The sequence below is a fragment of the Burkholderia sp. S171 genome (assembly GCF_009766085.1).
In the GTDB taxonomy this organism is placed as follows: domain Bacteria; phylum Pseudomonadota; class Gammaproteobacteria; order Burkholderiales; family Burkholderiaceae; genus Caballeronia.
This window is the reverse complement of the sequence record NZ_LMUF01000047.1, coordinates 118,802-131,220: the sequence shown is the minus strand read 5'-3', so window position 1 is coordinate 131,220 and position 12,419 is coordinate 118,802. Positions and strand designations below refer to the sequence as shown.

Genomic DNA, 12,419 nt, shown 5'->3' with positions numbered 1-12,419 from the left:
CTTCGTTTCTTTGTCGCTTTGGACAAAGAAATGACGTGCCGCCACGCACAGTGGCTAACAGTGATAGAGAGAAAATCCGACTCACGCAGACCACTAACGCCGAAAGCACCACCCCGTCATAGACCCCGACCGACCACCTAAACATCGACCAATGATTTAAATATGCGCGGCAATATAGTCCCAACACGCTTTCACATGCGGACCGCGATCATCCCCCACGAGCGAGATCAACGCAATAGCACGCGTAACGCGCGGTTTATCCAGACGCAGCGCGACGAGCTCGGGATCGTGCAAATGCAGTGTGTAAAGGCTCGGCAAAACCGCAATCGCAAGACCATTACGTGCCAGCGCGTACAGCGGCTCGGAATATTCCATCCGATACGCAACCGAAAGACGCAGCTTTTCATCGCCACTCGTTCGATTCAGCGCGTCGCTCACACTGCCGCGCACGAACACCGCGAGGTCCCGGCCAACAAGCTTCGCCCACGGCATGGTCTTACGTTGAGCGAGCGGATCGTCGCGACGCAGGACCACGACGATCTCGTCTTCAAAGACATCTTTGAAACGCAAGGCCTCGTGGTTCGCTTCCGGCTCATGGACACCAATGCCGATGTCAGCAACCCCTTCACGCACCGCGTCGATCAGCGCGGTATTCGGCAGGTCGGTGAGCGTGAAACGCAGCGACGGTCGTTGTTCGCGGAACGCATTCAACACCGGCAGCAAGCGTCCGGCAACCGATGGAATCATCGCGATGCGCACCGTCTGCAGGCGCTCGGCGAAGGTGCTGGCCATGTCGTCGAAAGTACCGCGCGCGTGGTTCAGCAGACGTTCCGCGAGCGGCAGTATGCTTGCCCCAGCAGCGGTCAACGTAAGGCGGTGAGCGGAGCGCGCGAACAACGGGCCGCCGAGCAGGAACTCGATCTGCCGGATCGCGGCGGTCAGGGCGGGCTGTGTCAGCGAGAGCGATTGCGCCGCTTGCGTGAAGCTGCGCGCATGCGCGAGCGCAACGAAGTACTGCACTTGCCGCAGCGTCAGCGCGGGCAAGAGGGACGAACGATCGGACATTGAGCGCCACCGCTTCAGACAGATTGGGACAGATGCGCCGCAGTATAAAGCGCGGCAAAGCCGGCATACGCAAAGGAAATAATAGTGAACAAGGAATCTTCGATGGCATCGAACGACCTCGCCGCAGCAAAAACATCGAGCGGCTGGCTGGATCGCCGCTTCGCATTAAGCGCGCGCAATACCAGCGTTCGCATTGAGACGCTTGCAGGCATTACGTCATTTCTCGCCGCGGCGTATCTGCTCGTCGTGATCCCGTCGCTGCTCGCAACGGGCGGCATGGATCGGGGCGCGGCGACCACGTCGACCATCATCGTTTTCGTTTTGAGCACCATTTTCATGGGGCTTTATACAAATCTACCGTTTATCGTCGGGCCTGGGATTGGCGGGTCAGTGATCCTTGGCGTGACGCTGGCGGCGACCGAACACGTCGCCTGGCAAACGGGTCTGGGCATTGCGTTCATCTCCGGCGTGCTGTTTCTGATCCTCACGCTGGTCGGCGCGCGCAGTCTGGTCGTGCGGCTGATTCCCGCTCAGATCAAGCTCGGTCTCGGTGCGTCCATCGGGCTCTTTATCGCGGTGCTTGGATTCCGTAACGCGGGCATGGTGATCGCAAACGCAAAGACCAATGCGCTCGCGCTCGGCGATTTTTCGCGGCCCGGCACGATCGTCGCGTTGATCGGCTTGGCAGCAGCCGTGGTGTTGCAGGGGCGACGTATTCCGGGCGCCATTCTCTGGGCAATCCTGATCGCGGCGGCGGCGGGTATCCCGCTGGGCGTCACGCATCTGCCGCAATCGGTGATCTCGTTGCCGCACGACATCATGCCCGTCGCGTTCAAGCTGGATATCCCAAGCGCGCTGACTGTTGCCGCCATTCCTTATTTGTTCGTGTTCTTCGCCGCCGAGTTTTTCTCGACGCTGGGCACGACGCTCGCGGTCGGCGCCAAAGCGAACCTGCTCGATGAAAACGCCAACCTGCCGAATATCAACCGGCCATTTCTCGTCGATTCAATCGCAGCCACGCTCGGCCCCGTGTTCGGTATTCCCGCGCTCACGGCGCTGGTTGAATCGGCGGCAGGCGTGGAAGCGGGCGGGCGCAGCGGACTTTCATCGCTGGCTGCGGCAGGCATGTTCGCACTGATGCTCTTGTTCGTCCCGGTCGCGCTTGCGATCCCGAAGGAAGCCACCGCGCCGGCGCTGATCCTGATCGGCTTGTCGATGTTCAGCACGATCCGCCACGCACATTTCGACGATTTCACGGACGCCTTCCCGGTCCTTTCCATGGTCCTGCTCACGCTGATGTCGAATAGTTTCGGCACGGGGATTGCGGGCGGCTTGTTGTGTTTCGTGATCGTGAAGCTGCTTGCAGGGCGCTTTAAAGAAGTCCCCTGGGGTCTTGTCGTGCTGGCTATTCCACTCGGTTACTACTTCTGGACCGTTGTTAAGCACCATTGACTTTAGCCCCATTAGTTCAAGCACCATTAATCCAGCACTACCGCAAGTACGAACAAACAATATGAACGAGACATTTGGCAACGTGCCCGCGTCACGCACCGGCATCAAGATCACGCCGGCGCACCGGGCATTTTTCAAGGCAATCCCGAAGGTCGAACTGCACTGCCATTTGCTGGGCGCGGTTCGGCACGAGACGTTTATCGCGTTGGCTGAAAAAAGCCATGCGCCTATCGAACGGGCCGAGATCGACGCGTTTTATACGCGCGGCGAGAAACCGGTCGGCGTGTTGCGCGTGCTGCGCGCGCTGGATGAATATTTGCTCACCGACGCCGATGACCTGCGCCGCATCACCTACGAATATCTGGAAGACGCCGCCGCGCATAACGTGCGCCACGCTGAATTTTTCTGGAATCCGACGGGCACGGTACGGGTATCGAAGATTGAATACGGCAACGCGCAGGCGGGCATTGTCGCGGCGATCCGCGATGCATCGCGGGACTTTGGCATGTCCGCGCTGCTGATTCCGAGTATCGACCGCGAGGCCGATCCCGACGAAGCGGTGGCCCTGGTCGAGTGGATGAAGGCCGATCGCGCCGATGAAGTCGCGGGCATTGGCGTGGATTATCGCGAGAACGACCGGCCGCCGGAATTGTTTTGGAAAGCGTATCGCAACGCCCGGGACGCGGGCTTCAAGACCACCGCGCATGCGGGCGAATTCGGCATGCCGTGGCGCAATGTGGAGACGGCAGTCGAGTTGCTGAAGGTGGATCGTATCGATCATGGTTATACGATCGTCGACAACCCCGCGCTGGCCGCCAGATATGCCGCGTCAGGCATGGTGTTCACGGTTGTGCCGACCAACTCCTATTACTTGCGCACGTTGCCGCCGGAGAAATGGGCGGAGTTGCATCCGATCCGCCGCATGCCCGGGCTAGGTTTGAAGATCCATCCGAATACCGACGACCCGGCGCTGCACAAGGTGAATCCGAGTGAAGCGTGGGAACTGATGTTCAGTCATTTCGGCTTTGACATCAGCGATTTACGGAGTTTCATGCTGAACGGCATTGACGGAGCTTGGGTCGATGGCGCAACGCGCGATGCGTGGAGAGCCCAGTGGCCCGGCGAATTTGATGCGCTGGCGGCGCAACTGCCGTAAGGTCGGACGGGCTTGGGTGCGGGCGAATGTTAGGTTGCGCGGATCCGGGCTCAGCATCGATCCGGCCCCAAGCACAAGTATTCGCGTTGCCTTATCATGCCCCGGGCATCGCCCAAGCCAGAAATAGCGGTCCGCACATATTGGCACCGCCGCCCGCCCAAGACCGTACCCATGCACCCCGCAGCAGATCACCTGACCCAAGCGCCCAAGGCAAAGCCCGCCCGCATCGTGCTGGCTACCGTCATCGGTAACGCGTTTGTCGCGTATGACTTCACGGTCTACAGCTTCTCCGCTGTCATCATCGGCAATCTCTTCTTCCCGTCGCACAGCCCGCTGTCTTCACTGCTGCTGTCGCTGGCCACCTTCGGTGCTGGCTTCGTCATGCGCCCGCTCGGGGCAATCGTCATCGGGCAGATCGCCAACAGCCGGGGCCGCAAAGCCGGCATGACCTGGTCGCTCGCATTCATGACGCTCGGCACATGGCTGATCGCCTGCCTGCCGACGGTGGCGACCATCGGCCCCGCTGCGACGGTGCTGATGGTTCTCGCGCGACTCATGCAGGGGCTCGCGGCAGGCGGCGAGATCGGGCCGGCGTCGGCGGTGCTGATGGAATCGGTGCCGCGCAACCGCCGCTGTTATCTCACCAGCTGGCGGGGTGCGAGCCAGGGAGCGGCCGCATTTGCCGCTGCGATGGTCGGCGCAATTACTACCGCTTTACTCACGCCGGCCGAGATGCACGCATGGGGATGGCGGATTCCGTTCTTGCTCGGCGGGTTGATCGGCCCCGTCGGCTGGTATCTGCGTCGGCGCATGCCTTCGATTGTCATGGATTTACCCAAGCGCCCACGGCTTGCGAGCCTGTTCTCCGAGCACGCCCGCACGCTCACGTACGGAACATTGATGATGGCGGCGCCGTCGATCGGCATCTACATCACGGTGTTCTATATGCCGAGCTATCTGGTGCGCACGCTGCATCGGCCGCCGGTCATCAGCCTGATTACCGCCAGCCTGTCCGGTCTCGTGATCATGGTCGTGAATCCGCTGGTGGCCCAGCTCGCCGACGGCCAAAAGCAGCGCAAGCCAATCCAGTATCTGGCGCTCGTGATATGTCTCGCGCTGACTTATCCGGCCTTCCTGGCCCTGAAAATGGGCGTAGGCGATGTCACCGCGCTACTGATCATCCTCGTGTATGTGGCGGTCGCGCTCAGCAACGCCGGCGCCAGTACGGTGATGATGCTGGAGGCTTTTCCGCCGCAGCATCGCGCCGCCGCGCTGTCCATCATGTACAGCTTCGGCGTGGCAATTTTCGGTGGTTTTTCGCCGCTTATCGTCACGTGGCTGATCGCCAAAACCGGCAATCCGATGATGCCCGCGTGGTACCTGATCGCCGCCACCTGCGTCACGCTTTTTGCCCTGCAGCGATTCCCGGAAAGGACGCTCGACTGACCGGGTTGATCGTGTGTGCTCAGCACGCTATCTGCCACCGGGCCCGTACAAAGACGTCAGTTCCAGCTTGCTCGCCTGCTGCAGTTCAAGCGCGCGAGCGCGCGCATCTTGCGGGCTCATGCCGTAAGCGCGGCGAAACGCCCGCGTGAAATCCGACGCGCTGTTGAACCCCAACCCGTAGGCAATATCGATAACGTGAAGATGCGGGAAGCGGACCAGCTCGTCGGCCGCCTCGCGCAACCGGCGATGGCGGATATACGCGCCCAGTCCGCCCTCATGCTCGAACCAGCGGTAGATGGTGGCGCGCTTTAATTGCAGCGCATCCACCACGCTCGAAGGCGAAAGATCCGGCTGATTCAGATTCGCTTCGACAAACCGCCGCACCTGGCTCATCACGGCCGCCTGGACGGCTGCGCGGGCATCGCCGGTCAAACTCGCCTGCTTCCGGAAAGCCGCAAGCAGCAATTGCGCGCCGGCATTCAATTCACGCACCGCCTGCGCCGCGCCCATTGCCGGCAGATCGCGACTCAGTGCCAACGCGTGATTCACGACGAGCTGGGTCAGCGGCGCGCCGTGCTGGACGATCCGGCCGTGAATTGCATCGGCGTCTGGAATTGTGGCCTCCACGACCGCCCTCGGCACGAACATCGTCAACACCTGGCACGCGGACCGGTCGGTGCGAAACGGCTGGTCCATGTCGAAAACGACTATTCCCTGAACCGAATTCGGGGCGCTGCGTTTCTTCTGGATGCTCGTTCCCGTGTCAACCTCACCCCGCACGAAGATGTGGAAAACATAGTCGCGCCGCACGTCCGTGGACACTCTCGCGACTGAGCGGTCGAGCGACATGGCGTCGGTGGTGGCGTCGGTGAAGACGAAATCGCCGGCTGCATGCCGGTCGATACTGCCGCGAAAGCCGCCGGTCATCTGCGCCTTCGTGGGCAGGACATCCACGACATGCCCCACCCGGTCGCGCCAGGCGAGCATCTGCTGATCCACCTTCGAGGTGTACGTGTTGAAACTACTGCTGACGATGCCAGCGTCCCCCGCTGCAGCCTGAGCGAGCCCGTCTCGACGGGTATGCGAAGCCATTGTTTTTTTACCTGATGGCGCCCCGAAATGGCCAACTTATCCGGCCCGGGTCGCGGTGATCAATTTATTTTTGAGAATTGAGACATAGGGTAAAGCCTGCCCAAAACAGTGCGATATCTTCAGATCAATAACTTCACTGTCCATCCCGCATCGTGAGAAGCAATGCCTGGTTTACGGCATTGCACGCGCGAATTACAGGCTTTTTCGATGAAAAGGCGGCGGTAACTGAAAAACGATATCGCCGCGCTCGTGCGTCGCCATTGGCATTTGTAATGTAATGGCCGACCGAGCGGCTTGATCGGCGATGTCAGGACGAATTGATCGCAACACGCTTCCTGAGAAAGCTCAGCGAAGCACGACGAGATACAGCCAAATGAGCGCTTTAAAGAAAGCACCGTCGCCTTACCCCGGTAACCCCGGTAACTTGCTGCCCGCGAGTTTAGCCGATCACCAACTCGACCACATCGAGCGCATGGTCAGGTCCGTGGCGCGAGCCAACTCGGCCGGACCCGTCCACGGCATGGACAAGAATTACTGGGAAAGCCGGCTTCGCGCCCTGATGAGCGAGAGCGACCTCGTCGCCGCGCAACAGCACCGTGTGCAACGGCTGTTACAGGATCTGGCCAAGCGCGCACGGCCGAACGCGTTCAAACAAACGGCGGCGTGAGCCGGGAGGGGATGCGGCGGACACCGGCCGTGCCAAAGCCCCATCCGCCTCGCCTTGTCGCGAAAATCGGCATTTTTGCAAAGATTGCCGCACCCGTGCCTAGGTAGTGACATCCAATGTAATGCAAGTGAATTACAGTGGTATTTCTAGAGCTACCATAGAGGAGTCGGCGCCATGGCTGCAAGTGCATTGGTGCAAACGCGCATCGACCCTGTGCTGAAAGAGCGTGCGGCTGCGGTGCTCGACAACATGGGACTGACCGTCTCGGATGCCGTACGTATCCTGCTGACGCGCATTGCCAATGAGGGTGCGTTGCCGTTCGCTTTTGCCACCGACCCGGCGACACATGACGCATGGTTCCGCGCCAAAGTGCAGGAAGCATTGGACGATCGACGCCCGGTTATCCTGCACGATGAAGTCGAAGCCCATTTCGCCAAGCGTCGCGCGGCCGCGCTTCGGAAAACCGGTGGAAGTGACGCGTGAGGCTTGAATGGTCCGCTTTCGCACCAGATGATCGCGATAGATCATGCGAACTCACTCTGCGGACCTCGGTTGTAGCCCGACGTAACGCGCCCGAGGCCGGATCAGGCGGCCCGTTTGCCCTTGCTCCAACGCATGAGCAAGCCATCCGGCACAGCGTGCAAGTGCGAACAGCGACAGCGGCGCATGCGCCGGCAGATCGAAAACAGCGGCAAGAACCGCCAGCGCAAAATCAACGTTGGGCCGCTCGCCGACCGCCCTCTCCACGCACGCGGCGAGGTCTGTGTAAAGCGGCGGCACGCTCACCGTGCCGAGCAGAGCGCTCGCCCGGGGGTCTCCATCGGCGTATAGCGGATGACCGAATGCCGGAAACGCGCGGCCTTGCGCCAGCCAGTTACGCACGGCCGCTTCCGGGCCGATATCGGTTGCCAACTCAATCAGCGCGCGAACCGATGTCGATGCGCCTCCATGCAACGGTCCAGTGAGCGTAGCGAGGCCAGCCAGCACGCCAGCCGATAACGACGCACCCGTGGAGACCGTGATGCGCGTAGCGAAGGTCGATGCATTCAGTTCATGATCGGCGAGTAAAACGAGGGCGCGCCGGATCGCGTCTTCCGCCTCGCTGCATCCCCACGATTCGGCCAAACACTCGCTCAACGTGCGGCCCGCATGCGAAGAAATCGTGCCGCCCAGAATGGCTTGTGCGAGCGTCGAAAGCACGCTGGCGGCCTCGTCTCGCAGCACCGCAGGCGTGCGTCCACTCGATGGCAAATCACGCGCGCTACGCCTCGCCAAAGCGACAAGACTCGCGGTCAGCGGATCATCAGCGTCAGCTGCCTCACGCGTGATTGATAGCTCGATGCAAACCGCCTCGGTCTCCCACAACAGCGCGATGACTTCCTCAAACGACGCCGTGTTCGCAAGCTCGATGGCATCCCGCCCGCGATACCAAAGCCGTCCATTCGATACCATCGAAATAGCAGAAAGCAAAACAGGATCGCCCCAGTCGATCGTCTGCGCCGCGACCTTCTCGACCTTGCGCTGCCCGCTCCGGCGCTCCGCCATGCGCACTACATCGTCGCGATGATAAAGACTGCGGCGAGGGTCCGTCTTATCGGGTTTCGCGCGGATCTTTCCGCGGCTCACGTTCGCATACAGCGTCTGCGCGCGGACGTTCAAGATGCTCAAGGCCTCGCTCGCCGTCATCCATGCCATGGGGATCTCACATTGATGAATTGAATCAAGATTGACGTCAACTTTATCAATATTAATATCCGTACGGTACGAACGTTTTAGAGCCGCAAGGAGAACGATATGCAAGGCTTGCTCAAACAGCACTTCGATACATTCGCGCGCTACAACGCGTGGGCGAATAAGCGACTCTGCGATGCCGCCGCCCTGCTCAGCGACGCCCATTATCGAGCAGATCGCGGCGCGTTTTTCAGATCCGTTCATGGCACGCTCAATCACTTGCTTGTGACGGACCGCGTATGGATGTTTCGATTCACCGGCGAGGGCGATTCACCTGACCGGCTCGACGCAATTCTCTTCGATGAGCTTGAGCCGTTGCGCCAAGCGCGTGAGGCGGACGATGCACGGATCGTGCGGTACGTAACGGGACTTGATGATGCGTCGCTGGAAGGTACGATCACGTACCGGCGCGTCTCCACGCCGGAAGCGATCACGCAACCGCTCGCGCCTGCACTGACGCATTGGTTCAATCACCAGACGCATCACCGTGGCCAGGTGCATGCGCTGCTGACCGGTCTGGCGGGACGCGCGCCGGAACTTGACTTGCTGTTTTATCAACGTCTCGCGGAGAAGGGGCTCGCTTGAGGAGCTTAAGGACAGCGTGACTTATATCGGCTTGCGATACACCACCGACCCTTGCTTCTCGCCGACTTTATCGTAGAGATGCATCGCCGTGGTGTTGGTCTCTCGCGTATGCCAATACACGCGCTCCACACCGGATGTCTGTGCTTGCCGATAAACCTCTTCAATCAGCTTGCGGCCAACTCCTTTTCCTCTTGCGGCCTCAGCGGTGAACAAGTCCTGCAGATAACAACTGGGTCCCAGTTGGATCGTGCTTCGATGAAAAAGAAGGTGCGCCAACCCGACCAGCTCTCCCGCGCTTTCTGCCACCAGCGCGTGCATGGGCTCGTAGACATCGAAGAAACGGGACCACGTCATCCGGGTTATTTCAAACGGCAGAGCGGTGTCGCCGTGGCGGCCATAGAAGGCGTTGTAGCCATCCCAGAGAAGCTTCCACGCGGGGAAATCGGACGACACAACGGGGCGTACGTGGAGGGTTTCGGTCATAGGGAGTAGTTGTCCTGACTGACGGATCGCGCTTGTATGGCCGCAAACTTTAGGGCGACGCAGCGCAATCACCGAGCTGCGTGTAGCGCTCGGTGGATGTCTGTTTTCCCTGCGCACTGGCGTTGCTGCTCGTCACGCAAGCGTCGAAATTTCTTTGCGATGCATCAACGATACGGCTAATGGGATGAGCCAACATGAGCGCCAGGATAAGCACGATGGCAACCAGCAGCCGAACCGCACTCCACACGAAAACGCGTGTTTCAAACCTCCGTGTGGTCGTTCGCATGATGCCTTCCTAGCTCGTGAAATTAGCTATAAGAATAAGATTGTGCTGGCACCGTTCATAGATCCAATGGACCCAATAAATCTAGAGCCACGGCCTGACTCCCGCATGGACCACCAGACCGCCAACAAGCTGATCCCAAACAGGCAAACCGCCAAAAACACCGTCTAAAGTCTGAGCGCCCCTCTGCCGATAACGGGTAAACACCTATCCCACGAATTCGCCATTCATATAAACATATATATGTTTTAACGATTGGTTGACCATTCACCAATTTCGGCCCCGCCTCATTCATTCAAGCAAGCAAGACAAAAGACGCACGGAGACTCGATGTTTTCCTGGTACCGGCAGGTTTCTAAAGGTGAGCGATACACGTTCTGGGCGTGTTTCGGCGGTTGGGCGCTCGACGCCCTCGATGTCCAGATGTTCAGTCTCGTCATCCCCGCGATCATTGCGGAATGGGGCATCAGCAAAACGCAGGCAGGTCTGGTGAGCGGCGTCACGCTGGTGGCATCGGCGCTGGGCGGATGGATTTGCGGCGCGGCAGCGGATCGTTACGGCCGCGTGAAAACCTTGCAGGTCACCGTCGTCTTTTTCTCCATTTTCACGTTGCTGTCGGCGTTCGCGCAGAACTATCCGCAGTTCATCGTGCTGAAGGCGCTGCAGGGATTTGGCTTCGGCGGCGAATGGGCAGCGGGCGCAGTGCTGATGGCCGAGACCATCCGCAACGAACATCGCGGCAAGGCGATGGGCGCCGTACAGAGCGCATGGGCCGTCGGCTGGGCTGCGGCCGTGCTGCTTTACGCGACCGTGTTTTCATTCATGTCACCCGATATCGGCTGGCGGGTGATGTTCGGCATCGGCATCTTGCCCGCGCTCCTGATCATCTATATCCGCCGCAATGTGCAGGAACCCGTCGCGCCCGCGCGCAAGGATGCGGGACTGAAGGACGCAAAGGAACGCACGCCGCTCCTGTCGATCTTCGCGCCCGACGTGATACGCATGACCCTGATCGGTGGCCTGCTGGGCGTGGGCGCACATGGCGGCTATTCAGCGCTCACCACCTGGCTACCGACCTACCTGAAGACCGAGCGTCATCTTTCGGTGCTGAGTACCGGCGGTTATCTGGCGGTGATCATCGCGGCATTTTTCTTCGGCTGCCTGGCTGCATCGCAGTTGCTGGACCGGATCGGGCGCCGTCAAACCATCCTGCTGTTCTCCGTGTGCTGCGTGGGGACGGTCATCGTTTATTTGTTCGTGCCGCTCTCCAATCACGCGATGCTGGCGCTTGGCTTCCCACTCGGCTTTTTCGCCGCCGGCATTCCGGCCAGCATGGGCGCGCTGTTCAACGAACTCTATCCACGCGGCACGCGCGGTACGGGCGTGGGATTCTGCTACAACTTCGGGCGGGTCGTGTCGGCGGGATTCCCCGTGATGGTCGGACATCTGGCTGCGCAGTATTCGCTTGGATTTGCGATCGGGGTGGACGCGGTTTTCGCGTATGCGATCGTCGCCGTCAGCGTGATGATGCTGCCTGAAACGCGCGGGCGCACGCTAGCCGAAGACGTTCCGGCATAGGTTGTTATGAACGATCGTCTTATCACCGGTATAGATGCGCACGCCCACGTCTTCACGCGAGATTTGCCGCTCGCTCCGGGCCGCCGTTATGCCCCGGCCTACGACGCCCCGCTCGAGCGCTATCGCGCCATGCTAGTCAGCATCGGGATGTCGCATGGGGTGCTGATCCAACCCAGCTTCCTCGGCTTCGACAACAGCTATCTGCTCGCGTGTCTCGACGCGCATCCGCAGCAGTTGCGCGGCGTCGTCATGGCCGATCCGGTGAATGCGCTTGGTTATATCGACGACTGGCATGCGCGCGGCGTGGTGGGAATTCGCGCGAACCTGATCGGCGCCCACCTCCCCGATTTCACCGATCAACACTGGACCGCGCTGCTGTCGCGCATGGCCGCGCTCGACTGGCACCTCGAAATGCAGATCGACGCCGGCCGCCTGCATCAAGTGGCGCCCGCGTTGCTGGCAAGCGGCGTGCGGATCGTGATCGATCATTTCGGGCGTTTCGATCCCGCGCTTGGCATTAGCGACCCCGGCTTCGCTTACCTGCTTTTGCTGGGCCAGACACGGCGCGTGTGGGTCAAGGTATCGGCGGGGTATCGGGTGAGCGCGAGACCGGGAGATCCCGAAGCGACTTTTGCCACGAGCGCGAACGCATGGTCGGAATTGCTGCCCGCGTTCGGAGCCGACCGTCTGCTTTGGGGCACGGACTGGCCACATACCCAGTTCGAGCATGTCTGCAACCCACGACACGCGCTGCACGACCTATATCGCCTTGTCACCAGTGAGTCACATCGGCAGGCCGTGTTGATCGACACACCGGCGGAGCTGTTTCACTTTCGCTAATCATCGGAAACAGGAAAAAACCCTCAAGTCTCCCGCTTCCG

General features: G+C 60.5%; 13 protein-coding genes. 8 read left to right on the top strand and 5 right to left on the bottom strand.

Features of this window, described 5'->3' with window-relative positions:
• Positions 1–156: 156 nt before the first annotated feature.
• Positions 157–1,065 carry a LysR family transcriptional regulator gene (locus GSQ93_RS25890; protein ID WP_158938489.1) on the bottom strand — a complete coding sequence of 303 codons (909 nt, stop codon included), beginning with the start codon at positions 1,063–1,065 and terminating at the stop codon, positions 157–159.
• A gap of 102 nt (positions 1,066–1,167) precedes the next feature.
• On the opposite strand from GSQ93_RS25890, the gene GSQ93_RS25885 reads away from it, so the two are divergent.
• From GSQ93_RS25885 to GSQ93_RS25875, 3 genes are all read left to right on the top strand, one after another.
• Positions 1,168–2,517, top strand: a complete 1,350-nt coding sequence (locus tag GSQ93_RS25885) for an NCS2 family permease (protein WP_158938768.1) — start codon at positions 1,168–1,170, stop codon at positions 2,515–2,517.
• Between the two features lie 61 nt (positions 2,518–2,578).
• Entirely contained in the window at positions 2,579–3,673 is a 1,095-nt protein-coding gene (locus GSQ93_RS25880) for an adenosine deaminase (protein WP_158938488.1), read from the top strand.
• A gap of 171 nt (positions 3,674–3,844) precedes the next feature.
• The gene (locus tag GSQ93_RS25875) at positions 3,845–5,119 is read left to right on the top strand and encodes an MFS transporter (protein WP_158938487.1); all 1,275 of its coding nucleotides are present in this window, start codon (positions 3,845–3,847) and stop codon (positions 5,117–5,119) included.
• A gap of 27 nt (positions 5,120–5,146) precedes the next feature.
• Here GSQ93_RS25875 and GSQ93_RS25870 read toward each other — a convergent pair whose 3' ends face one another.
• The gene (locus GSQ93_RS25870; protein ID WP_158938486.1) at positions 5,147–6,211 is read right to left on the bottom strand and encodes an AraC family transcriptional regulator; all 1,065 of its coding nucleotides are present in this window, start codon (positions 6,209–6,211) and stop codon (positions 5,147–5,149) included.
• A 373-nt stretch (positions 6,212–6,584) separates the two neighbouring features.
• Between GSQ93_RS25870 and GSQ93_RS25865 the strand changes: the two genes are divergently transcribed.
• Together GSQ93_RS25865 and GSQ93_RS25860 are read left to right on the top strand one after the other, a co-directional pair.
• Positions 6,585–6,878: a hypothetical protein gene (locus GSQ93_RS25865; RefSeq protein ID WP_158938485.1), complete on the top strand. Its 294-nt coding sequence runs from the start codon at positions 6,585–6,587 to the stop codon at positions 6,876–6,878.
• A 174-nt stretch (positions 6,879–7,052) separates the two neighbouring features.
• On the top strand, positions 7,053–7,361 hold the full coding sequence (locus GSQ93_RS25860; RefSeq protein ID WP_158938484.1) for a type II toxin-antitoxin system RelB/DinJ family antitoxin: 309 nt from the start codon (positions 7,053–7,055) through the stop codon (positions 7,359–7,361).
• Between the two features lie 51 nt (positions 7,362–7,412).
• On the opposite strand, the gene GSQ93_RS25855 is transcribed toward GSQ93_RS25860, so the two are convergent.
• Entirely contained in the window at positions 7,413–8,573 is a 1,161-nt protein-coding gene (locus tag GSQ93_RS25855) for a citrate/2-methylcitrate synthase (protein ID WP_158938483.1), read from the bottom strand.
• A gap of 99 nt (positions 8,574–8,672) precedes the next feature.
• Here GSQ93_RS25855 and GSQ93_RS25850 point away from each other — a divergent pair, with 99 nt between their 5' ends.
• Positions 8,673–9,194, top strand: coding sequence for a DinB family protein (locus GSQ93_RS25850; RefSeq protein WP_158938482.1), 522 nt, complete (start codon positions 8,673–8,675; stop codon positions 9,192–9,194).
• 21 nt (positions 9,195–9,215) lie between these two features.
• On the opposite strand, the gene GSQ93_RS25845 is transcribed toward GSQ93_RS25850, so the two are convergent.
• Both GSQ93_RS25845 and GSQ93_RS25840 read right to left on the bottom strand, forming a co-directional pair.
• Positions 9,216–9,677 carry a GNAT family N-acetyltransferase gene (locus GSQ93_RS25845; protein WP_158938481.1) on the bottom strand — a complete coding sequence of 154 codons (462 nt, stop codon included), beginning with the start codon at positions 9,675–9,677 and terminating at the stop codon, positions 9,216–9,218.
• A gap of 49 nt (positions 9,678–9,726) precedes the next feature.
• Positions 9,727–9,963, bottom strand: a complete 237-nt coding sequence (locus tag GSQ93_RS25840) for a hypothetical protein (RefSeq protein WP_158938480.1) — start codon at positions 9,961–9,963, stop codon at positions 9,727–9,729.
• A 327-nt stretch (positions 9,964–10,290) separates the two neighbouring features.
• Here GSQ93_RS25840 and GSQ93_RS25835 point away from each other — a divergent pair, with 327 nt between their 5' ends.
• Together GSQ93_RS25835 and GSQ93_RS25830 are read left to right on the top strand one after the other, a co-directional pair.
• Positions 10,291–11,538 (top strand): MFS transporter, encoded by a 1,248-nt coding sequence (locus tag GSQ93_RS25835; RefSeq protein ID WP_158938479.1) that lies wholly within the window; start codon positions 10,291–10,293, stop codon positions 11,536–11,538.
• Between the two features lie 6 nt (positions 11,539–11,544).
• Positions 11,545–12,378 (top strand): amidohydrolase, encoded by an 834-nt coding sequence (locus tag GSQ93_RS25830; RefSeq protein ID WP_158938478.1) that lies wholly within the window; start codon positions 11,545–11,547, stop codon positions 12,376–12,378.
• The last annotated feature ends 41 nt before the right edge of the window (positions 12,379–12,419 follow it).

Coding starts and splice junctions, on each gene's coding strand:
- GSQ93_RS25850 (WP_158938482.1), top strand. CDS start 8,673: ATGCAAGGCTTGCTCAAACAGCACTTCGATACATTCGCGCGCTACAAC.
- GSQ93_RS25870 (WP_158938486.1), bottom strand. CDS start 6,211: ATGGCTTCGCATACCCGTCGAGACGGGCTCGCTCAGGCTGCAGCGGGG.
- GSQ93_RS25840 (WP_158938480.1), bottom strand. CDS start 9,963: ATGCGAACGACCACACGGAGGTTTGAAACACGCGTTTTCGTGTGGAGT.
- GSQ93_RS25860 (WP_158938484.1), top strand. CDS start 7,053: ATGGCTGCAAGTGCATTGGTGCAAACGCGCATCGACCCTGTGCTGAAA.
- GSQ93_RS25835 (WP_158938479.1), top strand. CDS start 10,291: ATGTTTTCCTGGTACCGGCAGGTTTCTAAAGGTGAGCGATACACGTTC.
- GSQ93_RS25855 (WP_158938483.1), bottom strand. CDS start 8,573: ATGGCATGGATGACGGCGAGCGAGGCCTTGAGCATCTTGAACGTCCGC.
- GSQ93_RS25875 (WP_158938487.1), top strand. CDS start 3,845: ATGCACCCCGCAGCAGATCACCTGACCCAAGCGCCCAAGGCAAAGCCC.
- GSQ93_RS25890 (WP_158938489.1), bottom strand. CDS start 1,065: ATGTCCGATCGTTCGTCCCTCTTGCCCGCGCTGACGCTGCGGCAAGTG.
- GSQ93_RS25880 (WP_158938488.1), top strand. CDS start 2,579: ATGAACGAGACATTTGGCAACGTGCCCGCGTCACGCACCGGCATCAAG.
- GSQ93_RS25830 (WP_158938478.1), top strand. CDS start 11,545: ATGAACGATCGTCTTATCACCGGTATAGATGCGCACGCCCACGTCTTC.
- GSQ93_RS25865 (WP_158938485.1), top strand. CDS start 6,585: ATGAGCGCTTTAAAGAAAGCACCGTCGCCTTACCCCGGTAACCCCGGT.
- GSQ93_RS25845 (WP_158938481.1), bottom strand. CDS start 9,677: ATGACCGAAACCCTCCACGTACGCCCCGTTGTGTCGTCCGATTTCCCC.
- GSQ93_RS25885 (WP_158938768.1), top strand. CDS start 1,168: ATGGCATCGAACGACCTCGCCGCAGCAAAAACATCGAGCGGCTGGCTG.